The organism is Escherichia sp. KTE159 (assembly GCF_000408805.1).
Lineage (GTDB): Bacteria > Pseudomonadota > Gammaproteobacteria > Enterobacterales > Enterobacteriaceae > Escherichia > Escherichia marmotae.
Genome location: NZ_KE137295.1, coordinates 624,979 through 649,293 on the forward strand (window position 1 = coordinate 624,979; position 24,315 = coordinate 649,293).

At 51.3% G+C, this 24,315-nt stretch carries 20 protein-coding genes; 18 read left to right on the forward strand and 2 right to left on the reverse strand.

Going from position 1 to position 24,315, the window contains the following annotated elements; all coding sequences use genetic code 11:
• Positions 1 to 28: 28 nt before the first annotated feature.
• Both glnD and map read right to left on the reverse strand, forming a co-directional pair.
• The gene (glnD, locus tag A31E_RS00230; RefSeq protein ID WP_016249633.1) at positions 29 to 2,701 is read right to left on the reverse strand and encodes a bifunctional uridylyltransferase/uridylyl-removing protein GlnD; all 2,673 of its coding nucleotides are present in this window, start codon (positions 2,699 to 2,701) and stop codon (positions 29 to 31) included.
• Positions 2,702 to 2,880: 179 nt separating this feature from the next.
• Entirely contained in the window at positions 2,881 to 3,675 is a 795-nt protein-coding gene (gene map / locus A31E_RS00225; RefSeq protein WP_001018205.1) for a type I methionyl aminopeptidase, read from the reverse strand.
• A 367-nt stretch (positions 3,676 to 4,042) separates the two neighbouring features.
• Between map and rpsB the strand changes: the two genes are divergently transcribed.
• The 18 genes from rpsB (at position 4,043) to A31E_RS00135 (ending at position 24,225) form a co-directional block, all read left to right on the forward strand.
• Complete coding sequence (gene rpsB, locus A31E_RS00220) at positions 4,043 to 4,768, forward strand: 30S ribosomal protein S2 (RefSeq protein ID WP_000246882.1); 726 nt, start codon at positions 4,043 to 4,045, stop codon at positions 4,766 to 4,768.
• 256 nt (positions 4,769 to 5,024) lie between these two features.
• Positions 5,025 to 5,876, forward strand: coding sequence for a translation elongation factor Ts (tsf, locus tag A31E_RS00215; protein WP_000818112.1), 852 nt, complete (start codon positions 5,025 to 5,027; stop codon positions 5,874 to 5,876).
• A gap of 146 nt (positions 5,877 to 6,022) precedes the next feature.
• A complete protein-coding gene (gene pyrH, locus A31E_RS00210) occupies positions 6,023 to 6,748 on the forward strand; it encodes a UMP kinase (protein ID WP_000224575.1) in 726 nt (241 codons plus the stop codon).
• A 291-nt stretch (positions 6,749 to 7,039) separates the two neighbouring features.
• Positions 7,040 to 7,597, forward strand: a complete 558-nt coding sequence (frr, locus tag A31E_RS00205; protein ID WP_000622419.1) for a ribosome recycling factor — start codon at positions 7,040 to 7,042, stop codon at positions 7,595 to 7,597.
• Positions 7,598 to 7,688: 91 nt separating this feature from the next.
• Positions 7,689 to 8,885, forward strand: a complete 1,197-nt coding sequence (gene ispC / locus A31E_RS00200; protein WP_000811946.1) for a 1-deoxy-D-xylulose-5-phosphate reductoisomerase — start codon at positions 7,689 to 7,691, stop codon at positions 8,883 to 8,885.
• 188 nt (positions 8,886 to 9,073) lie between these two features.
• The gene (ispU, locus tag A31E_RS00195) at positions 9,074 to 9,832 is read left to right on the forward strand and encodes a (2E,6E)-farnesyl-diphosphate-specific ditrans,polycis-undecaprenyl-diphosphate synthase (protein ID WP_001517776.1); all 759 of its coding nucleotides are present in this window, start codon (positions 9,074 to 9,076) and stop codon (positions 9,830 to 9,832) included.
• 12 nt (positions 9,833 to 9,844) lie between these two features.
• The gene (gene cdsA, locus A31E_RS00190) at positions 9,845 to 10,702 is read left to right on the forward strand and encodes a phosphatidate cytidylyltransferase (RefSeq protein WP_000922453.1); all 858 of its coding nucleotides are present in this window, start codon (positions 9,845 to 9,847) and stop codon (positions 10,700 to 10,702) included.
• Between the two features lie 11 nt (positions 10,703 to 10,713).
• Positions 10,714 to 12,066 (forward strand): sigma E protease regulator RseP, encoded by a 1,353-nt coding sequence (gene rseP / locus A31E_RS00185; protein WP_000948226.1) that lies wholly within the window; start codon positions 10,714 to 10,716, stop codon positions 12,064 to 12,066.
• Between the two features lie 29 nt (positions 12,067 to 12,095).
• A complete protein-coding gene (gene bamA / locus A31E_RS00180) occupies positions 12,096 to 14,528 on the forward strand; it encodes an outer membrane protein assembly factor BamA (protein WP_001240903.1) in 2,433 nt (810 codons plus the stop codon).
• A gap of 121 nt (positions 14,529 to 14,649) precedes the next feature.
• Complete coding sequence (gene skp, locus A31E_RS00175) at positions 14,650 to 15,135, forward strand: molecular chaperone Skp (protein ID WP_000758958.1); 486 nt, start codon at positions 14,650 to 14,652, stop codon at positions 15,133 to 15,135.
• 3 nt (positions 15,136 to 15,138) lie between these two features.
• Complete coding sequence (gene lpxD, locus A31E_RS00170; protein WP_001139277.1) at positions 15,139 to 16,164, forward strand: UDP-3-O-(3-hydroxymyristoyl)glucosamine N-acyltransferase; 1,026 nt, start codon at positions 15,139 to 15,141, stop codon at positions 16,162 to 16,164.
• 104 nt (positions 16,165 to 16,268) lie between these two features.
• Positions 16,269 to 16,724, forward strand: coding sequence for a 3-hydroxyacyl-ACP dehydratase FabZ (gene fabZ, locus A31E_RS00165; RefSeq protein WP_000210739.1), 456 nt, complete (start codon positions 16,269 to 16,271; stop codon positions 16,722 to 16,724).
• Between the two features lie 3 nt (positions 16,725 to 16,727).
• Positions 16,728 to 17,516: an acyl-ACP--UDP-N-acetylglucosamine O-acyltransferase gene (gene lpxA, locus A31E_RS00160; protein WP_000565976.1), complete on the forward strand. Its 789-nt coding sequence runs from the start codon at positions 16,728 to 16,730 to the stop codon at positions 17,514 to 17,516.
• Positions 17,516 to 18,664: a lipid-A-disaccharide synthase gene (gene lpxB, locus A31E_RS00155; RefSeq protein WP_000840596.1), complete on the forward strand. Its 1,149-nt coding sequence runs from the start codon at positions 17,516 to 17,518 to the stop codon at positions 18,662 to 18,664. The genes lpxA and lpxB overlap by 1 nt, the downstream gene beginning before the upstream one ends.
• Positions 18,661 to 19,257, forward strand: a complete 597-nt coding sequence (gene rnhB / locus A31E_RS00150; protein WP_000569435.1) for a ribonuclease HII — start codon at positions 18,661 to 18,663, stop codon at positions 19,255 to 19,257. The genes lpxB and rnhB overlap by 4 nt, the downstream gene beginning before the upstream one ends.
• Before the next feature lie 36 nt (positions 19,258 to 19,293).
• Positions 19,294 to 22,776 carry a DNA polymerase III subunit alpha gene (gene dnaE / locus A31E_RS00145; protein WP_016249634.1) on the forward strand — a complete coding sequence of 1,161 codons (3,483 nt, stop codon included), beginning with the start codon at positions 19,294 to 19,296 and terminating at the stop codon, positions 22,774 to 22,776.
• 12 nt (positions 22,777 to 22,788) lie between these two features.
• A complete protein-coding gene (gene accA, locus A31E_RS00140) occupies positions 22,789 to 23,748 on the forward strand; it encodes an acetyl-CoA carboxylase carboxyl transferase subunit alpha (protein WP_000055741.1) in 960 nt (319 codons plus the stop codon).
• 222 nt (positions 23,749 to 23,970) lie between these two features.
• Complete coding sequence (locus A31E_RS00135; protein ID WP_000644312.1) at positions 23,971 to 24,225, forward strand: DUF4282 domain-containing protein; 255 nt, start codon at positions 23,971 to 23,973, stop codon at positions 24,223 to 24,225.
• Positions 24,226 to 24,315 lie beyond the last annotated feature (90 nt).

Genomic DNA, 24,315 nt, shown 5'->3' on the forward strand with positions numbered 1-24,315 from the left:
TTAAACTCTTTTCATATCAGTAAACACATCACCCTTTATCGTTTGGATTGAGGGCCTCTGTCAACCGCTGATGTACTTCCTGCTGCAACTCGTTATTAAGTGCACGTCGGTCAGTGGTGGCGATTATGAATAAATCTTCTACTCGCTCACCAATGGTTGTAATTCTGGCACCATGAAGCGAAATTCCCAGATCGGCAAAAATTTTCCCTACCCGTGCCAGCAGTCCAGGCTGGTCTAGAGCAATCAGCTCGAGGAATGATTTTCGGTCGGTATGGGTTGGCAAAAACGTCACTTCGGTTTCAACGGTAAAATGACGCAGTTTGGCGGGTTGACGACGCGGCTGAGGTGGCTGCCAGCTACTTTGTGTCAGTATCTGCTCCAGACCAAAACGAATAACTTCATGGCGATCAGTGGACAGAGGGCTGCCATCTGGCTCCAGCACGATGAAGGTATCCATCGCCATACCGTCGCGGGTGGTGAAAATTTGCGCGTCATGAACGCTTAAATTGCGACGGTCTAACTCGGCACAAACGGCGGCAAACAGGTATGGGCGGTCCGGGCTCCAGATAAAAATCTCGGTGCCACCGCGCGTGGCTTGCGGGCTAAGTAATACCAGCGGCTTACTTAAATCGTGCTGTAATAAATGGCGCGCGTGCCAGGCCAGTTGATTTGGGCTATGGCGGACAAAATAGTTAGCGCGACAGCGCGACCAAATTTGGTGCAGCGCCTCTTCGTCGATGTTATCCATGCGCAACAGAGCCAGCGCCTGAAGCTGGTGATGGCGAACCCGTTCGCGCATATCCGGCGTATTTTGCATTCCGCGTCGTAGCTGCTTTTCGGTAGCAAAATAGAGCTCACGCAACAGACTTTGCTTCCAGCTATTCCACAGCGTTTCGTTAGTGGCACAAATATCAGCCACCGTCAGGCATACCAGATAGCGCAGACGATTTTCCGTTTGTACTTCTTCGGCAAACTGTTTGATGACTTCCGGGTCCTGAATATCACGGCGCTGAGCGGTTACCGACATTAGCAAGTGCTGGCGAACCAGCCAGGCCACCAGTTGCGTTTCGCGCGAGTTCAGCCCGTGGAGTTCAGCAAAATTCACCACGTCTTGTGCGCCGAGTATGGAGTGATCGCCGCCGCGTCCTTTGGCGATATCATGAAACAATGCGGCGATGAAAATCAGCTCCGGCGATGGCAGGCGTGGCCAGACATCCACACACAACGGGTGGCGAGGGCGCGTCTCTTCACTGGCAAAACTTTCCAGTTTCAGCATCACGCGAATGGTGTGTTCATCCACTGTGTAAGCGTGGAACAAGTCAAACTGCATCTGCCCGACGATATGCGACCACTGCGGCATATAGGCACCGAGCACGCTATGACGATGCATTGGCAAAAGTCCGCGACGCACTGCGCCAGGGTGTCGAAGAATGCTTAAAAACAGTTTTCGCGCTTCCGGAATATTACACAGCGGTTGTTGTAGATGGCGACGGGCATGGCGCAACTGACGCAGCGTGGTGGAGTAAATACCAGTGATCGCGCTATTGCGCACCATGGTGTAAAACATGCGCAAGATGGCTTCCGGCTGGCGCATAAACAGCGTTTCATCGCGTAGGTCGATCAGCGTACCACGTAGCTGAAATTCATCGTCAATCGGACGTGGTTTTTCATCTGCGGGGAGGGCGAGGATGGCTTCATCGAACAGTTGCAGCAGCATCTGGTTGAGTTCGCTGACGCGACGCGTGACGCGGAAATAATCCTTCATCATTCGTTCGACCGGTTCGTTACCTTCGCCACTGTAATTCAGACGCTGGGCGACGCTTAACTGGCGATCAAACAGCAGTCGGTTATCGTAACGGCTAACGACCAGATGCAGGGCAAAGCGAATGCGCCACAATATATGCAGACACTCGTTTAATTCCGCCCGCTCCGCAGACGTTAAGAAGCCAAACCCCACCATTTCATCCAGCGATGTAGCACCGAAATGTCGGCGGGCGACCCATTGCAGGGTGTGGATATCACGCAAGCCGCCGGGGCTGCTTTTGATATCTGGTTCGAGGTTGTAACTGGTGCCGTGATAACGCTGGTGGCGCTGGTTTTGCTCCTCAACTTTCGCCGCGTAGAACTTGTCAGAAGGCCAGAATCCTTCGCTGAAAATATGCTTTTGCAGTTCGAGAAATAGCGCCACATCGCCAATCAACAGACGTGATTCAATTAAATTGGTGGCGACGGTTAAATCCGATAACCCTTCCAACATACACTCTTCAAGGGTGCGCACGCTATGACCGACTTCCAGCTTCACATCCCAGAGCAGCGTTAACAGTTCGCCCACTTTTTGCGCCTGATCGTCCGGGAGTTTTTTACGACTTAAGATCAGTAAATCGATATCTGAAAGCGGATGTAACTCGCCGCGACCATAGCCACCGACGGCAACCAGCGCCAGATCGGCAATCTGGCTGAAACCCGCTTCTATCCATAAACGTTGCAGGAGCTGGTCGATAAACTCAGTGCGCGCCTCAATCAATTGTTCCGCAGAAATCCCGCTGTCAAAGGCATCGCCCAGCCAACGCTGGAAAGTGTCGATATGGGCTTTTATTCCACAGACGGTTAATTCATCACGGGGCCAGACGCCAGGGTTTTGCGGTTGACCGGGAAGGGTGGGGAGAGCGGTGTTTGCGTACTGTTCTGGAAGGGTATTCATTGTGCGCCACCCATAAGATTAAATTATCGCATTAAAAAAGCCGGCATTCGCCGGCTTCAGATTGTTGACAAAGTACGCTTTGTTCATGCCGGATGCGGCGTGAACGCCTTATCCTGCCTACAACTTCTTGCAAATGGAGAAGGTAGGACGCATCAGGCAATTTTGCGTTTGTCTTCCTCTTATTCGTCGTGCGAGATTATCGCCGGGATGGTGTCATCCTTGCGTAGCGTCAGAATTTCGCAGCCGTTATCGGTCACTACAATAGTATGCTCGTATTGTGCAGACAAGCTGCGATCTTTGGTTTTTACCGTCCAGCCATCTTTCATGGTGCGGATCTCTTTTTTACCCGCGTTGACCATTGGCTCGATGGTGAAGGTCATCCCCGGTTTCAGCACGACGTTGGTTTCTGGGGAGTCATAGTGCAGCACTTGCGGCTCTTCATGGAAGCCGCGACCAATGCCGTGCCCACAATATTCACGAACGACGGAGAAGCCTTCTGCTTCGACAAATTTCTGAATTGCCGCGCCGATTTCACGCAGATTAATGCCCGGTTTTACCATACGCAGCGCCAGATACAGGCTCTCTTGCGTAATGCGACACAGGCGTTCGCCCATGATGGTCGGTTTACCGACGATAAACATTTTTGAGGTGTCGCCGTGGAAACCATCTTTGATTACGGTGACGTCAATGTTAACGATGTCGCCGTCTTTCAGCAGTTTGGCGTCGTCCGGGATACCGTGGCACACCACTTCATTAATAGAAATGCAAACGGATTTCGGATAACCGTGATAGCCGAGGCAGGCAGAAACTGCGTGTTGCTGATTAACAATATAATCATTACAGATGCGATCCAGTTCGCCGGTGCTGACGCCCGGTTTAACATACGGTTCGATCATTTCCAGCACTTCGGCAGCCAGGCGGCCAGCGACGCGCATTTTTTCGATATCTTCAGGGGTCTTGATTGAGATAGCCATTAATTCTGTCCATCAGCGTCGGTGATACCGACAATATATATTTAAGTGCTGTCAATGGTATCACACCCTGCCAAATTGAGAATCATTCTGAACTTCGCGAAACGTGCCACCGAGGGTTTCCTGTAATAGAAAATTCATCGTGTGATGCTGTACACCGCACCAACAATTATTGGAGTCCACGGCGTATTTGTGGTATAAAGCGCGCCGGACTTCCGATCCATTTCGTATACACAGACTGGACGGAAGCGACAATCTCACTTTGTGTAACAACACACACGTATCGGCACATATTCCGGGGTGCCCTTTGGGGTCGGTAATATGGGATACGTGGAGGCATAACCCCAACTTTTATATAGAGGTTTTAATCATGGCAACTGTTTCCATGCGCGACATGCTCAAGGCTGGTGTTCACTTCGGTCACCAGACCCGTTACTGGAACCCGAAAATGAAGCCGTTCATTTTCGGTGCGCGTAACAAAGTTCACATCATCAACCTTGAGAAAACTGTACCGATGTTCAACGAAGCTCTGGCTGAACTGAACAAGATTGCTTCTCGCAAAGGTAAAATCCTTTTCGTTGGTACTAAACGCGCTGCAAGCGAAGCGGTGAAAGACGCTGCTCTGAGCTGCGACCAGTTCTTCGTGAACCATCGCTGGCTGGGCGGTATGCTGACTAACTGGAAAACCGTTCGTCAGTCCATCAAACGTCTGAAAGATCTGGAAACTCAGTCTCAGGACGGTACTTTCGACAAGCTGACCAAGAAAGAAGCGCTGATGCGCACTCGTGAGCTGGAGAAACTGGAAAACAGCCTGGGCGGTATCAAAGACATGGGCGGTCTGCCGGACGCTCTGTTTGTAATCGATGCTGACCACGAACACATTGCTATCAAAGAAGCAAACAACCTGGGTATTCCGGTATTTGCTATCGTTGATACCAACTCTGATCCGGACGGTGTTGACTTCGTTATCCCGGGTAACGACGACGCAATCCGTGCTGTAACCCTGTACCTGGGCGCTGTTGCTGCAACCGTTCGTGAAGGCCGTTCTCAGGATCTGGCTTCCCAGGCGGAAGAAAGCTTCGTAGAAGCTGAGTAATAAGGCTTGATAACTCCCCCGAAATAGTTCGAGTTGCAGGAAGGCGGCAAGCTCGAGAATCCCAGAGAGCTTACTTAAGTAAGTGACCTGAGTGAGCGAGCGAAGACAACGCGCCTGCAGCTTGAAATATGAAGGGGAGAGCCCTTATAGACCAGGTAGTACACGTTTGGTTAGGGGGCCTGCATATGGCCCCCTTTTTCACTTTTATATCTGTGCGGTTTAATTCCGGGCAGATCACATCTCCGAGGATTTTAGAATGGCTGAAATTACCGCATCCCTGGTAAAAGAGCTGCGTGAGCGTACTGGCGCAGGCATGATGGATTGCAAAAAAGCACTGACTGAAGCTAACGGCGACATCGAGCTGGCAATCGAAAACATGCGTAAGTCTGGTGCGATCAAAGCAGCGAAAAAAGCAGGCAACGTTGCTGCTGACGGCGTGATCAAAACCAAAATCGACGGCAACTACGGCATCATTCTGGAAGTTAACTGCCAGACTGACTTCGTGGCAAAAGATGCTGGTTTCCAGGCGTTCGCAGACAAAGTTCTGGACGCAGCGGTTGCTGGCAAAATCACTGACGTTGAAGTTCTGAAAGCACAGTTCGAAGAAGAACGTGTTGCGCTGGTAGCGAAAATCGGTGAAAACATCAACATTCGCCGTGTTGCTGCGCTGGAAGGCGACGTTCTGGGTTCTTATCAGCACGGCGCGCGTATCGGCGTTCTGGTTGCTGCTAAAGGCGCTGACGAAGAGCTGGTTAAACACATCGCTATGCATGTTGCTGCAAGCAAACCAGAATTCATCAAACCGGAAGACGTATCCGCTGAAGTGGTAGAGAAAGAATACCAGGTACAGTTGGACATCGCGATGCAGTCTGGTAAGCCGAAAGAAATCGCAGAGAAAATGGTTGAAGGCCGCATGAAGAAATTCACCGGCGAAGTTTCTCTGACCGGTCAGCCGTTCGTTATGGAACCGGCAAAAACTGTTGGTCAACTGCTGAAAGAGCATAACGCTGAAGTGACTGGCTTCATCCGCTTCGAAGTGGGTGAAGGCATCGAGAAAGTTGAGACTGACTTTGCAGCAGAAGTTGCTGCGATGTCCAAGCAGTCTTAATTATCGAAAAGGAGCCGCCTGAGGGCGGCTTCTTTTTGCGCCCATCTTGTAAATTCAGCTAACCCTTATGGGGCTGCGCTGAAAAGCGACGTACAATGTCGCCAGTATTAATTCATTTCAATCGTTGACAGTCTCAGGAAAGAAACATGGCTACCAATGCAAAACCCGTCTATAAACGCATTCTGCTTAAGTTAAGTGGCGAAGCTCTGCAGGGCACTGAAGGCTTCGGTATTGATGCAAGCATACTGGATCGCATGGCTCAGGAAATCAAAGAACTGGTTGAACTGGGTATTCAGGTTGGTGTGGTGATTGGTGGGGGTAACCTGTTCCGTGGTGCTGGTCTGGCGAAAGCGGGTATGAACCGCGTTGTGGGCGACCACATGGGCATGCTGGCGACCGTGATGAACGGCCTGGCAATGCGTGATGCACTGCACCGCGCCTATGTGAACGCTCGTCTGATGTCCGCTATTCCATTGAATGGCGTGTGTGACAGCTACAGTTGGGCCGAAGCTATCAGCCTGTTGCGTAATAACCGTGTGGTGATCCTCTCTGCCGGTACTGGTAACCCATTCTTCACCACTGACTCTGCAGCTTGCCTGCGTGGTATCGAAATTGAAGCCGATGTGGTGCTGAAAGCAACCAAAGTTGACGGTGTGTTTACCGCTGACCCGGCGCAAGATCCAACTGCAACTATGTACGAGCAGTTGACCTACAGTGAAGTGCTGGAGAAAGAACTGAAAGTGATGGACCTGGCTGCCTTTACGCTGGCTCGTGACCACAAATTACCGATTCGTGTTTTCAACATGAACAAACCGGGTGCGCTGCGCCGTGTGGTAATGGGTGAAAAAGAAGGGACTTTGATTACGGAATAATTCCCGTAATGGATAAATAAGGGTAAGATTCCGCATAAGTATCGCGGGGGCGTAAGTCTGATTATAAGGCGTTATTGTTTCAGGCAGTTTGGTCACGGCCAGCGCGCAACAACCGGAGCGTACAAAAGTACGTGAGGATTGCGAGCACTGCCCAGGGTCAAAATGGCAAATAAAATAGTCTAATAATCCAGACGATTACCCGTAATATGTTTAATCAGGGCTATACTTAGCACACTTCCACTGTGTGTGACTGTCTGGTCTGACTGAGACAAGTTTTCAAGGATTCGTAACGTGATTAGCGATATCAGAAAAGATGCTGAAGTACGCATGGACAAATGCGTAGAAGCGTTCAAAACCCAAATCAGCAAAATACGCACGGGTCGTGCTTCTCCCAGCCTGCTGGATGGCATTGTCGTGGAATATTACGGCACGCCGACGCCGCTGCGTCAACTGGCAAGCGTAACGGTAGAAGATTCCCGTACACTGAAAATCAACGTGTTTGACCGTTCAATGTCTCCGGCCGTTGAAAAAGCGATTATGGCGTCCGACCTCGGCCTGAACCCGAACTCTGCGGGTAGCGACATTCGTGTTCCACTGCCTCCGCTGACGGAAGAACGTCGTAAAGATCTGACCAAAATCGTTCGTGGTGAAGCAGAACAAGCACGTGTTGCGGTGCGTAACGTGCGCCGTGACGCGAACGACAAAGTGAAAGCACTGTTGAAAGAAAAAGAGATCAGCGAAGATGATGATCGCCGTTCTCAAGACGATGTACAGAAACTGACTGACGCTGCAATCAAGAAAATTGAAGCGGCGCTGGCAGACAAAGAAGCAGAACTGATGCAGTTCTGATTTCTTGAACGACAAAAACGCCGCTCAGTAGATCCTTGCGGATCGGCTGGCGGCGTTTTGCTTTTTATTCTGTCTCAACTCTGGATGTTTCATGAAGCAACTCACCATTCTGGGCTCGACCGGCTCGATTGGTTGCAGCACGCTGGACGTGGTGCGCCATAATCCCGAACACTTCCGCGTAGTTGCGCTGGTGGCAGGAAAAAATGTCACTCGCATGGTAGAACAGTGCCTGGAATTCTCTCCCCGCTATGCTGTTATGGACGATGAAGCGAGTGCGAAACTTCTTAAAACGACGCTACAACAACAAGGTAGCCGCACCGAAGTCTTAAGTGGCCAGCAGGCTGCTTGCGATATGGCGGCGCTTGACGATGTTGATCAGGTGATGGCTGCGATTGTCGGTGCCGCAGGCCTGCTACCTACGCTTGCCGCGATCCGCGCGGGTAAAACCATACTGCTGGCAAACAAAGAATCACTGGTCACCTGTGGACGTCTGTTCATGGACGCCGTAAAGCAGAGCAAAGCGCAGTTATTACCCGTCGATAGCGAACACAACGCCATTTTTCAGAGTTTACCGCAACCTATTCAGCACAATCTGGGATACGCTGACCTTGAGCAAAATGGCGTGGTGTCCATTTTACTTACCGGGTCTGGTGGCCCTTTCCGTGAGACGCCATTGCGTGATTTGGCAACAATGACGCCAGATCAAGCTTGTCGTCATCCGAACTGGTCGATGGGACGTAAAATTTCCGTCGATTCGGCCACCATGATGAACAAAGGTCTGGAATACATTGAAGCGCGCTGGTTGTTTAACGCCAGCGCCAGCCAGATGGAAGTGCTGATTCATCCGCAGTCAGTGATTCACTCAATGGTGCGTTATCAGGACGGCAGTGTTCTGGCGCAGTTGGGTGAACCCGACATGCGAACGCCAATTGCCCACACCATGGCATGGCCGAATCGCGTGAACTCTGGCGTGAAGCCGCTCGATTTTTGCAAACTGAGTGCGTTGACATTTTCCGCACCGGATTATGAACGTTATCCATGTCTGAAACTGGCGATGGATGCGTTTGAACAAGGCCAGGCTGCGACGACGGCATTGAACGCCGCAAACGAAATTAGTGTTGCAGCCTTCCTTGCGCAACGGATTCGTTTTACGGATATCGCCGCGTTGAATTTATCCGTGCTGGAAAAAATGGATATGCGCGAACCACAATGCGTGGACGATGTGTTGTCTGTTGATGTCAATGCGCGCGAGGTCGCCAGAAAAGAGGTGATGCGTCTCGCAAGCTGAGGATAATCCGGCTACAGAGAGTCGTGCTATTTGTTAGCGTAGGGCTTCAGTGATATAGTCTGCGCCATCTGATCGTAAGTAGTTGGCTTTCTAAGGTCAGGTATGCCGTGGTTTGACACGGCTTTTTTTTGTATAGGCTTCAGTATTCCTGAGTACCGTAAACCCTTTCAGGGAATAAGAAACGCGTGATGTTGTCTGCTACTCAACCACTTAGCGAAAAATTGCCAGTTCATGGCTGTCGCCATGTCGCGATCATTATGGATGGCAACGGGCGCTGGGCAAAAAAGCAAGGGAAAATTCGTGCCTTCGGGCATAAAGCCGGGGCTAAATCGGTCCGTCGGGCGGTCTCTTTTGCGGCCAACAACGGTATTGAGGCGTTAACGCTGTATGCCTTTAGTAGTGAAAACTGGAACCGACCAGCGCAGGAAGTCAGTGCGTTAATGGAACTGTTTGTGTGGGCGCTTGATAGCGAAGTAAAAAGCCTGCATCGGCATAACGTGCGTCTGCGTATTATTGGCGATACCAGTCGCTTTAACTCGCGTTTGCAAGAACGTATTCGTAAATCTGAAGCGTTAACTGCCGGGAATACCGGTCTGACGTTGAATATTGCGGCGAACTACGGTGGACGTTGGGATATAGTCCAGGGCGTCAGGCAACTGGCTGAAAAGGTGCAGCAAGGAAATCTGCAACCGGATCAGATAGATGAAGAGATGCTAAACCAGCATGTCTGTATGCATGAACTGGCCCCTGTAGATTTAGTAATTAGGACTGGGGGAGAGCATCGCATTAGTAACTTTTTGCTTTGGCAAATTGCCTATGCCGAACTTTACTTTACAGATGTTCTCTGGCCCGATTTCGATGAACAAGACTTTGAAGGGGCGTTAAATGCCTTTGCTAATCGAGAGCGTCGTTTCGGCGGCACCGAGCCTGGTGATGAAACAGCCTGATGGGGGTCGCTTTTGCTGAAGTATCGCCTGATATCTGCTTTTGTTTTAATACCCGTAGTCATCGCGGCACTGTTTCTGTTGCCGCCGGTGGGGTTCGCTATTGTTACGCTGGTGGTCTGTATGCTGGCAGCGTGGGAATGGGGACAGCTTAGCGGTTTTACCACTCGCTCGCAGCGGGTATGGCTGGCGGTGCTGTGCGGGTTATTGCTGGCGCTGATGCTTTTTCTGTTGCCAGAATATCACCGAAATATCCATCAACCGCTGGTTGAAGTCTCGCTTTGGGCTTCGCTTGGCTGGTGGGTTGCTGCGTTGTTATTGGTGTTATTCTACCCCGGTTCTGCGGCAATTTGGCGAAACTCCAAAACATTGCGCATTATCTTTGGTGTATTAACCATTGTTCCCTTCTTTTGGGGCATGCTGGCGTTACGGACATGGCACTATGACGAGAATCATTACAGTGGCGCGATATGGCTGCTCTATGTCATGATCCTGGTCTGGGGAGCTGACTCTGGCGCATATATGTTTGGCAAATTGTTTGGCAAACATAAGTTGGCACCGAAGGTTTCTCCAGGCAAGACCTGGCAGGGCTTTATTGGCGGACTCGCGACCGCAGCGGTAATCTCATGGGGTTACGGCATGTGGGCGAATTTGAACGTTGCACCTATCACCTTACTCATTTGCTCTATTGTCGCGGCGTTAGCCTCAGTGTTAGGCGACTTGACCGAGAGCATGTTTAAGCGTGAAGCAGGAATTAAGGACAGCGGTCATTTAATTCCAGGACACGGCGGTATTTTGGATCGTATTGATAGCCTGACGGCTGCGGTGCCGGTCTTTGCTTGTCTGTTGTTGCTGGTATTCAGGACGCTTTGACGGAAGGTATTATGCTGAGTTTTCTCTGGGATTTGGCTTCGTTCATCGTTGCACTGGGTGTGCTTATCACCGTGCATGAATTTGGTCATTTCTGGGTTGCCCGGCGTTGTGGTGTCCGCGTTGAGCGATTCTCGATAGGCTTTGGTAAGGCGCTCTGGCGCCGGACTGATAAGTCAGGCACTGAATATGTCATCGCCCTGATCCCGTTGGGCGGTTATGTCAAAATGCTGGATGAGCGCGCAGAACCGGTTGTTCCGGAACTCCGCCACCAGGCCTTCAATAATAAATCTGTCGGCCAACGTGCGGCGATTATAGCCGCAGGTCCGGTTGCAAACTTCATTTTTGCTATCTTTGCCTACTGGCTGGTTTTTATCATTGGCGTGCCTGGTGTTCGTCCGGTGGTTGGCGAAATATTGCCCAACTCGATAGCTGCGCAAGCACAAATTGCACCAGGTACGGAACTAAAAGCCGTTGATGGTATCGAAACGCCTGATTGGGATGCTGTGCGTTTGCAGTTGGTCGATAAAATTGGCGATGAAAGTACCACCGTTACCGTAGCACCATTCGGCAGCGACCAGCGACGCGATGTAAGGCTCGATTTACGTCACTGGGCGTTTGAGCCTGATAAAGAAGATCCTGTATCTTCTTTGGGGATTCGTCCCCGTGGGCCGCAAATTGAACCTGTACTGGAAAATGTGCAGCCAAACTCAGCGGCAAGCAAGGCGGGTTTGCAAGCAGGCGACAGGATCGTTAAAGTCGATGGTCAGCCATTAACGCAATGGGTGGCGTTTGTGATGCTTGTCCGGGATAACCCGGGTAAAGCCTTAGCGTTGGAAATTGAAAGGCAGGGGAGTCCCTTGTCTTTAACATTAGTCCCGGAGAGCAAACCGGGTAATGGCAAGGCGATTGGCTTTGTCGGTATTGAGCCGAAAGTCATTCCTTTGCCAGATGAGTATAAAGTTGTACGCCAGTATGGGCCGTTCAACGCCATCGTCGAAGCCACGGACAAAACGTGGCAGTTGATGAAGCTGACGGTCAGTATGCTGGGAAAATTGATCACCGGTGATGTGAAACTGAACAACCTCAGTGGGCCGATCTCTATCGCCAAGGGGGCTGGGATGACAGCGGAACTCGGGGTTGTTTATTATCTGCCGTTTCTTGCGCTTATTAGCGTGAACTTAGGGATAATTAACCTGTTTCCGTTGCCCGTACTTGACGGGGGGCATCTGCTGTTCCTTGCGATCGAAAAGATCAAGGGCGGACCGGTATCCGAGCGGGTTCAAGACTTTTGTTATCGCATTGGCTCGATTCTGCTGGTGTTGTTAATGGGGCTTGCACTTTTCAATGATTTCTCTCGGTTATGAGAGTTAGTTAGGAAGAACGCATAATAACGATGGCGATGAAAAAGTTGCTCATAGCGTCGCTGCTGTTTAGCAGCGCCACCGTATACGGTGCTGAAGGGTTCGTAGTGAAAGACATTCATTTCGAAGGCCTTCAGCGTGTCGCCGTTGGTGCGGCCCTCCTCAGTATGCCGGTGCGCACAGGCGACACGGTTAATGATGAAGATATCAGTAATACCATTCGCGCTCTGTTTGCTACCGGCAACTTTGAGGATGTTCGCGTCCTTCGTGATGGTGATACCCTTCTGGTTCAGGTAAAAGAACGTCCGACCATTGCCAGCATCACTTTCTCCGGTAACAAATCGGTGAAAGATGACATGCTGAAGCAAAACCTCGAGGCTTCTGGCGTGCGTGTGGGCGAATCTCTTGATCGCACCACCATTGCTGATATCGAAAAAGGTCTGGAAGACTTCTACTACAGCGTCGGTAAATACAGCGCCAGCGTAAAAGCTGTCGTGACACCACTGCCGCGTAACCGTGTTGACCTTAAACTGGTGTTCCAGGAAGGTGTGTCAGCAGAAATCCAGCAAATCAACATTGTTGGTAACCATGCTTTCACCACCGACGAACTGATCTCTCATTTCCAACTGCGTGACGAAGTGCCGTGGTGGAACGTGGTAGGTGATCGTAAATACCAGAAACAGAAACTGGCGGGCGATCTTGAAACCCTGCGCAGTTACTATCTGGATCGCGGTTATGCCCGTTTCAACATTGACTCGACTCAGGTCAGTCTGACGCCGGATAAGAAAGGTATCTACGTCACGGTGAACATCACCGAAGGCGATCAGTATAAGCTCTCTGGTGTTGAAGTGAGCGGCAATCTTGCCGGCCACTCCGCTGAAATTGAGCAACTGACGAAAATCGAGCCGGGTGAGCTGTATAACGGCACCAAAGTGACCAAAATGGAAGATGATATTAAAAAGCTTCTCGGTCGCTATGGTTATGCCTATCCGCGCGTACAGTCGATGCCTGAAATTAACGATGCTGACAAAACCGTTAAATTACGTGTGAATGTCGATGCGGGTAACCGTTTCTACGTGCGTAAGATCCGTTTTGAAGGTAACGACACATCGAAAGATGCCGTCCTGCGCCGTGAAATGCGCCAGATGGAAGGTGCCTGGTTAGGCAGCGATCTGGTTGATCAGGGTAAAGAACGTCTGAATCGTCTGGGCTTCTTTGAAACGGTTGATACCGATACCCAACGTGTTCCGGGTAGTCCGGACCAGGTTGATGTGGTTTACAAGGTCAAAGAACGTAACACCGGTAGCTTCAACTTCGGTATTGGTTACGGTACAGAAAGTGGCGTGAGCTTCCAGGCGGGCGTACAGCAGGATAACTGGTTAGGTACGGGTTATGCTGTTGGTATTAACGGTACTAAAAACGATTACCAGACCTATGCTGAACTGTCCGTTACCAACCCATACTTCACTGTAGATGGCGTAAGCCTTGGTGGTCGTGTCTTCTATAATGACTTCCAGGCAGATGACGCCGACCTGTCCGACTATACCAACAAGAGTTATGGTACAGACGTGACGTTAGGCTTCCCGGTTAACGAATACAACTCGCTGCGTGCAGGTCTGGGTTATGTACATAACTCCTTGTCTAACATGCAGCCGCAGGTCGCGATGTGGCGTTATCTCTACTCTATGGGTGAACATCCGAGCACCTCTGATCAAGATAACAGCTTCAAAACGGACGACTTCACGTTCAACTATGGCTGGACCTATAACAAGCTCGACCGTGGTTACTTCCCGACGGATGGTTCGCGTGTCAACCTGACGGGTAAAGTGACCATTCCGGGATCGGATAACGAATACTACAAAGTGACGTTAGACACGGCGACCTATGTGCCGATCGACGACGATCACAAATGGGTTGTGCTGGGCCGTACTCGTTGGGGTTACGGTGATGGCTTAGGCGGCAAAGAGATGCCGTTCTATGAAAACTTCTATGCCGGTGGTTCCAGCACCGTGCGTGGCTTCCAGTCCAACACCATTGGTCCGAAAGCGGTTTACTTCCCGCATCAGGCCAGTAATTATGATCCGGACTACGACTACGAATGTGCGACTCAGGACGGCGCAAAAGATCTGTGTAAATCGGATGATGCTGTAGGCGGTAACGCCATGGCGGTTGCCAGCCTCGAACTCATCACCCCGACACCGTTCATTAGCGACAAGTATGCTAACTCAGTCCGCACTTCCTTCTTCTGGGATATGGGTACTGTTTGGGATACAAACTGGGATTCCAGCCAATATTCTGGATATCCGGACTATAGTGATCCAAGCAATATCCGTATGTCTGCGGGTATCGCATTACAATGGATGTCCCCATTGGGGCCGTTGGTGTTCTCCTACGCCCAGCCGTTCAAAAAGTACGATGGAGACAAAGCAGAACAGTTCCAGTTTAACATTGGTAAAACCTGGTAAGTGTTCTCCACAAAGGAATGTAGTGGTAGTGTAGCGATGACTTTTGGCGATCTTTATAAGATCGCCGGGCCACGCAAAGAACTGCACCTTCCGGTGCAAATGGGATGGTAAGGAGTTTATTGTGAAAAAGTGGTTATTAGCTGCAGGTCTCGGTTTAGCACTGGCAACTTCTGCTCAGGCGGCTGACAAAATTGCAATCGTCAATATGGGTAGCCTGTTCCAGCAGGTAGCACAGAAAACCGGTGTTTCTAACACGCTGGAAAATGAGTTCAAAGGCCGTGCCAGCGAACTGCAGCGTATGGAAACCGATCTGCAGGCTAAAATGAAAAAGCTGCAGTCCATGAAAGCCGGTAGCGATCGTACTAAGCTGGAAAAAGACGTGATGGCTCAGCGCCAGACTTTTGCTCAGAAAGCGCAGGCTTTTGAACAAGATCGCGCACGTCGTTCCAACGAAGAACGCGGCAAACTGGTTACTCGTATCCAGACTGCTGTGAAATCCGTTGCCAGCAGCCAGAGCATCGATCTGGTTGTTGATGCAAACGCCGTTGCTTACAACAGCAGCGATGTAAAAGACATCACTGCCGACGTACTGAAACAGGTTAAATAAGTAATGCCTTCAATTCGACTGGCTGATTTAGCGCAGCAGTTGGATGCAGAACTACACGGTGATGGCGATATCGTCATCACCGGCGTTGCGTCCATGCAATCTGCACAAACAGGTCATATTACGTTCATGGTTAATCCTAAATACCGTGAACATTTAGGCTTGTGCCAGGCGTCCGCGGTTGTGATGACCCAGGACGATCTTCCTTTCGCGAAAAGTGCCGCACTGGTAGTGAAGAATCCCTACCTGACTTACGCGCGCATGGCGCAAATTTTAGATACCACGCCGCAGCCCGCGCAGAACATTGCACCAAGTGCGGTGATTGATGCAACGGCGAAGCTGGGTAACAACGTCTCAATTGGCGCTAACGCGGTCATTGAGTCCGGCGTTGAGCTGGGTGATAACGTGATTATCGGTGCCGGTTGCTTCGTTGGTAAAAACAGCAAAATCGGCGCAGGTTCGCGCCTTTGGGCGAACGTAACCATTTACCATGAGATCCAGATCGGTCAGAATTGCCTGATCCAATCCGGAACTGTGATCGGTGCAGACGGCTTTGGCTATGCCAACGATCGTGGTAACTGGGTGAAGATCCCACAGATTGGTCGCGTGATTATTGGCGATCGCGTGGAGATTGGTGCCTGTACTACCATCGATCGCGGCGCGCTGGATGACACGGTGATCGGCAATGGCGTGATCATTGATAATCAGTGTCAGATTGCACATAACGTCGTGATTGGCGACAATACGGCGGTTGCCGGTGGCGTCATTATGGCGGGCAGCCTGAAAATTGGTCGTTACTGCATGATCGGCGGTGCCAGCGTAATCAACGGGCATATGGAAATATGCGATAAAGTGACGGTTACGGGCATGGGTATGGTGATGCGTCCTATTACTGAACCTGGCGTCTATTCCTCAGGCATTCCGCTGCAACCCAACAAAGTCTGGCGCAAAACCGCTGCACTGGTGATGAACATTGATGATATGAGCAAGCGTCTGAAATCGCTTGAGCGCAAGGTTAATCAGCAAGACTAACGTTCCATCTATTGTTCGCCAAACTTTACGGCCTGTCTCATTCTTACGATTGCGGCAGGCCGTGTTATTATTATCGTTTCTTATATTTTGACAGGAAGAGTATCTTGACTACTAACACTCATACTCTGCAGATTGAAGAGATTTTAGAACTTCTACCGCACCGTTTCCCATTCTTACTGGTGGATCGCGTGCTGGATTTTGAAGAAGGTCGTTTTCTGCGCGCAGTTAAAAATGTCTCTGTCAATGAGCCATTCTTCCAGGGCCATTTCCCTGGAAAACCGATTTTCCCGGGAGTGCTGATTCTGGAAGCTATGGCACAGGCAACAGGTATTCTGGCGTTTAAAAGCGTAGGAAAACTGGAACCGGGTGAACTTTACTACTTCGCCGGTATTGATGAAGCGCGCTTCAAGCGCCCGGTTGTACCAGGCGATCAAATGATCATGGAAGTCACTTTCGAAAAAACGCGCCGTGGCCTGACCCGTTTTAAAGGGGTTGCTCTGGTCGACGGTAAGGTAGTTTGCGAAGCAACGATGATGTGTGCTCGTAGCCGGGAGGCCTGATACGTGATTGATAAATCCGCCTTTGTGCATCCAACCGCCATTGTGGAAGAGGGCGCGTCGATTGGTGCCAACGCTCACATTGGTCCTTTTTGTATCGTTGGACCCCATGTCGAAATTGGTGAGAATACCGTACTGAAATCTCACGTTGTCGTGAATGGTCATACTAAAATTGGCCGCGACAATGAGATTTATCAGTTCGCCTCCATCGGTGAAGTTAACCAGGATCTGAAATATGCTGGCGAACCGACCCGTGTGGAGATTGGCGATCGTAACCGCATTCGCGAAAGCGTCACCATTCATCGTGGCACAGTCCAGGGCGGTGGATTGACGAAGGTGGGCAGCGACAACTTACTGATGATCAATGCGCACATTGCGCACGATTGTACGGTAGGTAACCGCTGCATTCTCGCCAACAACGCAACGCTGGCGGGGCACGTATCGGTAGACGACTTTGCGATCATCGGCGGCATGACCGCAGTCCATCAGTTCTGCATCATTGGTGCGCATGTGATGGTTGGCGGTTGCTCCGGTGTGGCACAGGACGTCCCTCCTTATGTCATTGCGCAGGGTAACCACGCAACGCCGTTCGGTGTCAATATCGAAGGGCTGAAGCGCCGCGGATTCAGCCGTGAGGCGATTACCGCTATCCGCAATGCGTACAAGCTGATTTATCGCAGCGGTAAAACGCTTGATGAAGTGAAACCGGAAATTGCTGAACTGGCGGAAACGCATCCGGAAGTGAAAGCCTTTGCCGATTTCTTTGCTCGCTCAACGCGCGGTCTGATTCGTTAATGGCTGAACAGCGTCCATTAACGATTGCCCTGGTCGCCGGAGAAACCTCCGGCGATATCCTGGGGGCCGGTTTAATCCGCGCTCTGAAAGAACGTGTGCCCAACGCCCGCTTTGTCGGTGTTGCCGGGCCACGGATGCAGGCTGAAGGCTGCGAAGCCTGGTACGAAATGGAAGAACTGGCGGTGATGGGCATTGTTGAAGTGCTTGGTCGTCTGCGTCGCTTACTGCATATTCGTGCCGATCTGACAAAGCGTTTTGGCGAACTGAAGCCAGATGTTTTTGTTGGCATTGATGCGCCTGACTTCAATATTACCCTCGAAGGTAACCTCAAAAAGCAGGGTATCAAAACCATTCATTATGTCAGTCCGTCCGTGTGGGCGTGGCGACAGAAACGCGTTTTCAAAATAGGCAGAGCCACTGATTTAGTCCTCGCATTTCTGCCTTTCGAAAAAGCGTTTTACGACAAATACAACGTGCCGTGCCGTTTTATCGGCCACACAATGGCTGATGCCATGCCGTTAGATCCAGATAAAAATGCCGCACGAGATGTGTTGGGGATCCCTCACGATGCCCACTGCCTGGCGTTGCTGCCGGGGAGCCGTGGCGCGGAAGTCGAAATGCTTAGTGCCGATTTCCTGAAAACGGCCCAGCTTTTGCGCCAGACATATCCGGATCTTGAGATTGTGGTGCCGCTGGTGAATGCCAAACGCCGCGAGCAGTTTGAACGCATCAAAGCTGAAGTCGCGCCAGACCTGTCGGTTCATTTGCTGGATGGGATGGGCCGTGAGGCGATGGTCGCCAGCGATGCGGCGCTACTGGCGTCGGGCACGGCAGCACTGGAGTGTATGCTGGCGAAATGCCCGATGGTGGTGGGCTATCGTATGAAGCCTTTCACCTTCTGGCTGGCGAAACGGCTGGTGAAAACTGATTATGTCTCACTGCCAAATTTGCTGGCGGGCAGAGAGTTAGTCAAAGAGTTATTGCAGGAAGAGTGTGAGCCGCAAAAACTGGCTGCGGCGCTGTTACCGCTGTTGGCGAATGGTAAAACCAGCCATGCGATGCACGACACTTTCCGCGAGCTGCATCAGCAGATCCGCTGCAATGCCGATGAGCAGGCGGCGCAGGCCGTTCTGGAGTTAGCACAATGATCGAATTTGTTTATCCGCATACGCAGCTTGTTGCAGGTGTGGATGAAGTTGGGCGCGGGCCGTTGGTCGGTGCGGTCGTTACCGCTGCCGTGATCCTCGATCCGGCGCGCCCGATTGTCGGGTTGAATGATTCCAAAAAGCTGAGTGAAAAACGCCGTCTGGCGCTCTGTGAAGAGATCAAAGAGAAGGCGTTAAGCTGGAGTCTGGGTCGCGCGGAACCTCATGAAATCGACGAACTGAATATTTTACACGCAACCATGCTGGCGATGCAGCGTGCCGTAGCGGGGCTGCATATTGCGCCGGAATATGTGTTGATTGATGGTAACCGCTGCCCGAAATTACCGATGCCATCGATGGCGGTTGTTAAAGGCGACAGTCGCGTGCCGGAAATCAGTGCGGCGTCTATCCTGGCGAAAGTGACACGCGATGCTGAAATGGCGGAGCTGGACATCATTTACCCACAATATGGATTTGCCCAACACAAAGGGTATCCAACGGCTTTTCATCTGGAAAAACTGGCTGAACACGGTGCGACCGAACACCATCGGCGCAGCTTTGGCCCTGTCAAACGCGCACTGGGACTTGCGTCCTGATTCTTGTGTCGAGATTAAGTAAACCGGAATCTGAAGATGTCTGAACCACGTTTCGTTCACCTACGGGTGCACAGCGACTACTCGATGATCGATGGTCTGGCAAAAACCGCGCCGCTGGTAAAAAAGGCGGCGGCGTTGGGGATGCCGGCACTGGCGATCACTGATTTCACCAACCTTTGCGGTCTGGTGAAGTTCTACGGAGCGGGACATGGCGCAGGGATTAAGCCTATCGTCGGGGCGGATTTTAATGTCCAGTGCGACCTGCTGGGTGATGAGTTAACCCACCTGACGGTGCTGGCGGCGAACAATACCGGCTATCAGAATCTGACGTTGCTGATCTCAAAAGCGTATCAGCGCGGGTATGGTGCCGCCGGGCCGATCATCGATCGCGACTGGCTTATCGAATTAAACGCAGGGTTGATCCTCCTCTCCGGCGGACGCATGGGCGACGTCGGGCGCAGCCTTTTGCGTGGTAACAGCGCACTGGTAGATGAGTGTGTCGCGTTTTATGAAGAGCACTTCCCGGATCGCTATTTTCTCGAATTGATTCGCACCGGCAGGCCGGATGAAGAAAGCTATTTGCACGCGGCGGTGGAACTGGCGGAAAGGCGCGGTTTGCCTGTTGTGGCAACCAACGACGTGCGCTTTATTGACAGCAGTGATTTCGACGCGCACGAAATCCGCGTCGCGATCCACGACGGCTTTACCCTCGACGATCCCAAACGTCCGCGTAACTATTCGCCGCAGCAATATATGCGTAGCGAAGAGGAGATGTGCGAGCTGTTTGCCGACATCCCGGAAGCTCTTGCTAACACCGTGGAGATTGCCAAACGTTGTAACGTGACCGTGCGTCTTGGTGAATACTTCCTGCCGCAGTTCCCGACCGGGGACATGAGCACCGAAGATTATCTGGTTAAGCGAGCAAAAGAAGGTCTGGAAGAGCGTCTGGCATTTTTATTCCCTGACGAAGAAGAACGTCTTAAGCGCCGCCCGGAATATGACGAGCGTCTGGATACTGAACTCCAGGTTATCAACCAGATGGGCTTCCCTGGCTACTTCCTCATCGTTATGGAATTTATCCAGTGGTCGAAGGATAACGGTGTACCGGTAGGGCCTGGCCGTGGTTCCGGTGCGGGGTCACTGGTGGCCTACGCGCTGAAAATCACTGACCTCGATCCGCTAGAATTCGACCTGCTGTTCGAACGTTTCCTTAACCCGGAACGTGTCTCCATGCCTGACTTCGACGTTGACTTCTGTATGGAGAAACGCGACCAGGTTATCGAACATGTGGCGGACATGTACGGTCGCGATGCGGTATCGCAGATCATCACCTTCGGTACGATGGCGGCAAAAGCGGTGATCCGCGACGTAGGTCGCGTGCTGGGGCATCCGTATGGCTTTGTCGATCGTATCTCGAAACTGATCCCGCCAGATCCGGGGATGACGCTGGCGAAAGCGTTTGAAGCCGAGCCGCAGTTGCCAGAAATTTACGAAGCGGATGAAGAAGTTAAGGCGCTGATCGACATGGCGCGTAAACTGGAAGGGGTTACCCGTAACGCGGGTAAACACGCCGGTGGGGTGGTTATCGCGCCGACCAAAATTACCGATTTTGCGCCGCTTTATTGCGATGAAGAAGGCAAACATCCGGTCACTCAGTTTGATAAAAGCGACGTTGAATACGCCGGACTGGTGAAGTTCGACTTCCTCGGCCTGCGTACTCTCACCATCATCAACTGGGCGCTGGAGATGATCAACAAGCGGCGGGCGAAAAATGGCGAGCCGCCGCTGGATATCGCCGCGATCCCGCTGGATGACAAGAAAAGTTTCGACATGCTGCAACGCTCGGAAACCACAGCGGTATTCCAGCTTGAATCGCGCGGCATGAAAGATTTGATCAAGCGTCTACAACCTGACTGCTTCGAAGATATGATCGCACTGGTGGCGCTGTTCCGCCCAGGTCCGTTGCAATCAGGGATGGTGGATAACTTTATCGACCGTAAACATGGTCGCGAGGAGATCTCCTACCCAGACGTGCAGTGGCAGCATGAAAGCCTGAAACCGGTTCTGGAGCCAACTTACGGTATTATCCTGTATCAGGAACAGGTAATGCAGATTGCCCAGGTACTTTCTGGCTATACCCTCGGCGGCGCGGATATGCTGCGTCGTGCGATGGGTAAGAAAAAGCCGGAAGAGATGGCCAAGCAGCGTTCTGTTTTTGCCGAAGGTGCAGAAAAGAACGGCATCAATGCCGAACTGGCGATGAAAATCTTCGACCTGGTAGAGAAATTTGCGGGTTACGGATTTAACAAATCGCACTCTGCGGCCTATGCTTTGGTGTCTTATCAAACGTTATGGCTGAAAGCGCACTATCCGGCAGAGTTTATGGCGGCGGTAATGACTGCCGATATGGACAATACCGAGAAAGTGGTTGGCCTGGTGGATGAGTGCTGGCGGATGGGCCTTAAAATCCTGCCGCCAGATATAAACTCCGGTCTTTACCATTTCCACGTCAACGATGACGGGGAAATCGTGTATGGTATTGGCGCTATCAAAGGGGTGGGTGAAGGGCCAATTGAGGCCATCATCGAAGCCCGTAATAAAGGTGGCTACTTCCGCGAACTGTTTGATCTTTGCGCCCGTACCGACACCAAAAAACTGAACCGGCGGGTGCTGGAAAAACTGATCATGTCAGGGGCATTTGACCGCCTGGGGCCACACCGCGCGGCGTTAATGAACTCGCTGGGCGATGCGTTAAAAGCGGCAGATCAACACGCGAAAGCGGAAGCCATCGGCCAGGCCGATATGTTCGGCGTGCTGGCAGAAGAGCCGGAACAAATTGAACAATCCTACGCTAGCTGCCAGCCGTGGCCGGAGCAGGTGGTGTTAGATGGGGAGCGCGAAACGTTGGGTCTGTACCTGACGGGTCACCCGATCAACCAGTATTTAAAAGAGATTGAGCGTTATGTCGGAGGCGTAAGGCTGAAAGACATGCACCCGACAGAACGTGGTAAAGTCACCACGGCTGCGGGGCTCGTTGTTGCCGCGCGGGTTATGGTCACCAAGCGCGGCAATCGTATCGGTATCTGCACGCTGGATGACCGTTCCGGGCGGCTGGAAGTGATGTTATTTACTGACGCCCTGGATAAATACCAGCAATTGCTGGAAAAAGACCGCATACTTATCGTCAGCGGACAGGTCAGCTTTGATGACTTCAGCGGTGGGCTTAAAATGACCGCTCGCGAAGTGATGGATATTGACGAAGCCCGGGAAAAATATGCTCGCGGGCTTGCTATCTCGCTGACGGACAGGCAAATTGATGACCAGCTTTTAAACCGACTCCGTCAGTCTCTGGAACCCCACCGCTCTGGGACAATTCCAGTACATCTCTACTATCAGAGGGCGGATGCACGTGCACGGTTGCGTTTTGGCGCGACGTGGCGTGTCTCTCCGAGCGATCGTTTGTTAAACGATCTCCGTGGCCTCATTGGTTCGGAGCAGGTGGAACTGGAGTTTGACTAATACAGGAATACTATGAGTCTGAATTTCCTTGATTTTGAACAGCCGATTGCAGAGCTGGAAGCGAAAATCGATTCTCTGACTGCGGTTAGCCGCCAGGATGAGAAACTGGATATTAACATCGATGAAGAAGTGCATCGTCTGCGTGAAAAAAGCGTAGAACTGACGCGTAAAATCTTCGCCGATCTCGGTGCATGGCAGATTGCCCAACTGGCACGCCATCCACAGCGCCCTTATACCCTGGATTACGTTCGCCTGGCATTTGATGAATTTGACGAACTGGCAGGCGACCGCGCGTATGCAGATGACAAAGCTATCGTCGGTGGTATCGCCCGTCTTGACGGTCGTCCGGTGATGATTATTGGTCATCAGAAAGGCCGTGAAACCAAAGAGAAAATTCGTCGTAACTTTGGTATGCCAGCGCCAGAAGGTTACCGCAAAGCACTGCGTCTGATGCAAATGGCTGAACGCTTTAAGATGCCAATCATCACCTTTATCGACACCCCTGGGGCTTATCCGGGTGTGGGCGCAGAAGAACGTGGTCAGTCTGAAGCCATCGCGCGTAACCTGCGTGAAATGTCTCGCCTCGGCGTACCGGTCGTTTGTACGGTTATCGGTGAAGGTGGTTCTGGCGGTGCGCTGGCCATTGGCGTGGGCGATAAAGTGAATATGCTGCAATACAGCACCTATTCCGTTATCTCGCCGGAAGGTTGTGCCTCTATCCTCTGGAAGAGCGCAGACAAGGCCCCGCTGGCGGCTGAAGCGATGGGCATCATCGCTCCGCGTCTGAAAGAACTGAAACTGATTGACTCCATCATCCCGGAACCGCTGGGCGGCGCTCACCGTAACCCGGAAGCGATGGCTGCGTCTCTGAAAGCGCAACTGCTGGCGGATCTGGCCGATCTCGACGTGTTAAGCACTGAAGATTTAAAAAATCGTCGTTATCAGCGACTGATGAGCTACGGTTACGCGTAATCAGCAAATTTTCTGAAAAGGGTCACTTCGGTGGCCTTTTTTTCTATGTAGTTTATTTAGTCATATTATAAATACATTTAGATAATCTTTCTTTCGTTTTCCCCTGCCATAAAATTCTTGAACTCATGTTGATAACTCCGATTTCGGAGGCATATACAAATATACACAGTGGTCAAAAATAATATAACTTTATCAATCTCATAGAATTTTTAAGGATAAAATATGAAAGCAATTTTAGGATTTGATCATCTTCTTATGCCGCGTGTTCTGGTGTTTTTTTACTGGCTGGCTATGGTGCTGACACTGATAGGCGGTGTCTTCTCCATATTTAGCGGAAACATTATCTTAGGGGTAGCTTATACCGTCATTGGCCTTATAAGCTGTCGTATGACTTTCGAATTAATTATGATAGCGTTTAAGAATAACGAATATTTGCGCCGCATTGCCGAGAGTGTTAGCAAGAATAGCGCAGAGTAATCTCCCGCAAAGCGCTTCACCAAACCGCATCTCAACCGCTATTACAGGCGTTTGAGATGTTGTTTTAAAATCAGAGTATACTCTAAATAA

Excerpts from the sequence above, each read along its gene's own strand:
- dnaE (WP_016249634.1), top strand. The coding sequence starts at position 19,294 with ATGTCTGAACCACGTTTCGTTCACCTACGGGTGCACAGCGACTACTCG.
- ispU (WP_001517776.1), top strand. The coding sequence starts at position 9,074 with ATGTTGTCTGCTACTCAACCACTTAGCGAAAAATTGCCAGTTCATGGC.
- map (WP_001018205.1), bottom strand. The coding sequence starts at position 3,675 with ATGGCTATCTCAATCAAGACCCCTGAAGATATCGAAAAAATGCGCGTC.
- lpxD (WP_001139277.1), top strand. The coding sequence starts at position 15,139 with ATGCCTTCAATTCGACTGGCTGATTTAGCGCAGCAGTTGGATGCAGAA.
- tsf (WP_000818112.1), top strand. The coding sequence starts at position 5,025 with ATGGCTGAAATTACCGCATCCCTGGTAAAAGAGCTGCGTGAGCGTACT.
- rseP (WP_000948226.1), top strand. The coding sequence starts at position 10,714 with ATGCTGAGTTTTCTCTGGGATTTGGCTTCGTTCATCGTTGCACTGGGT.
- accA (WP_000055741.1), top strand. The coding sequence starts at position 22,789 with ATGAGTCTGAATTTCCTTGATTTTGAACAGCCGATTGCAGAGCTGGAA.
- glnD (WP_016249633.1), bottom strand. The coding sequence starts at position 2,701 with ATGAATACCCTTCCAGAACAGTACGCAAACACCGCTCTCCCCACCCTT.
- A31E_RS00135 (WP_000644312.1), top strand. The coding sequence starts at position 23,971 with ATGAAAGCAATTTTAGGATTTGATCATCTTCTTATGCCGCGTGTTCTG.
- lpxB (WP_000840596.1), top strand. The coding sequence starts at position 17,516 with ATGGCTGAACAGCGTCCATTAACGATTGCCCTGGTCGCCGGAGAAACC.
- rpsB (WP_000246882.1), top strand. The coding sequence starts at position 4,043 with ATGGCAACTGTTTCCATGCGCGACATGCTCAAGGCTGGTGTTCACTTC.
- bamA (WP_001240903.1), top strand. The coding sequence starts at position 12,096 with ATGGCGATGAAAAAGTTGCTCATAGCGTCGCTGCTGTTTAGCAGCGCC.
- ispC (WP_000811946.1), top strand. The coding sequence starts at position 7,689 with ATGAAGCAACTCACCATTCTGGGCTCGACCGGCTCGATTGGTTGCAGC.
- rnhB (WP_000569435.1), top strand. The coding sequence starts at position 18,661 with ATGATCGAATTTGTTTATCCGCATACGCAGCTTGTTGCAGGTGTGGAT.
- pyrH (WP_000224575.1), top strand. The coding sequence starts at position 6,023 with ATGGCTACCAATGCAAAACCCGTCTATAAACGCATTCTGCTTAAGTTA.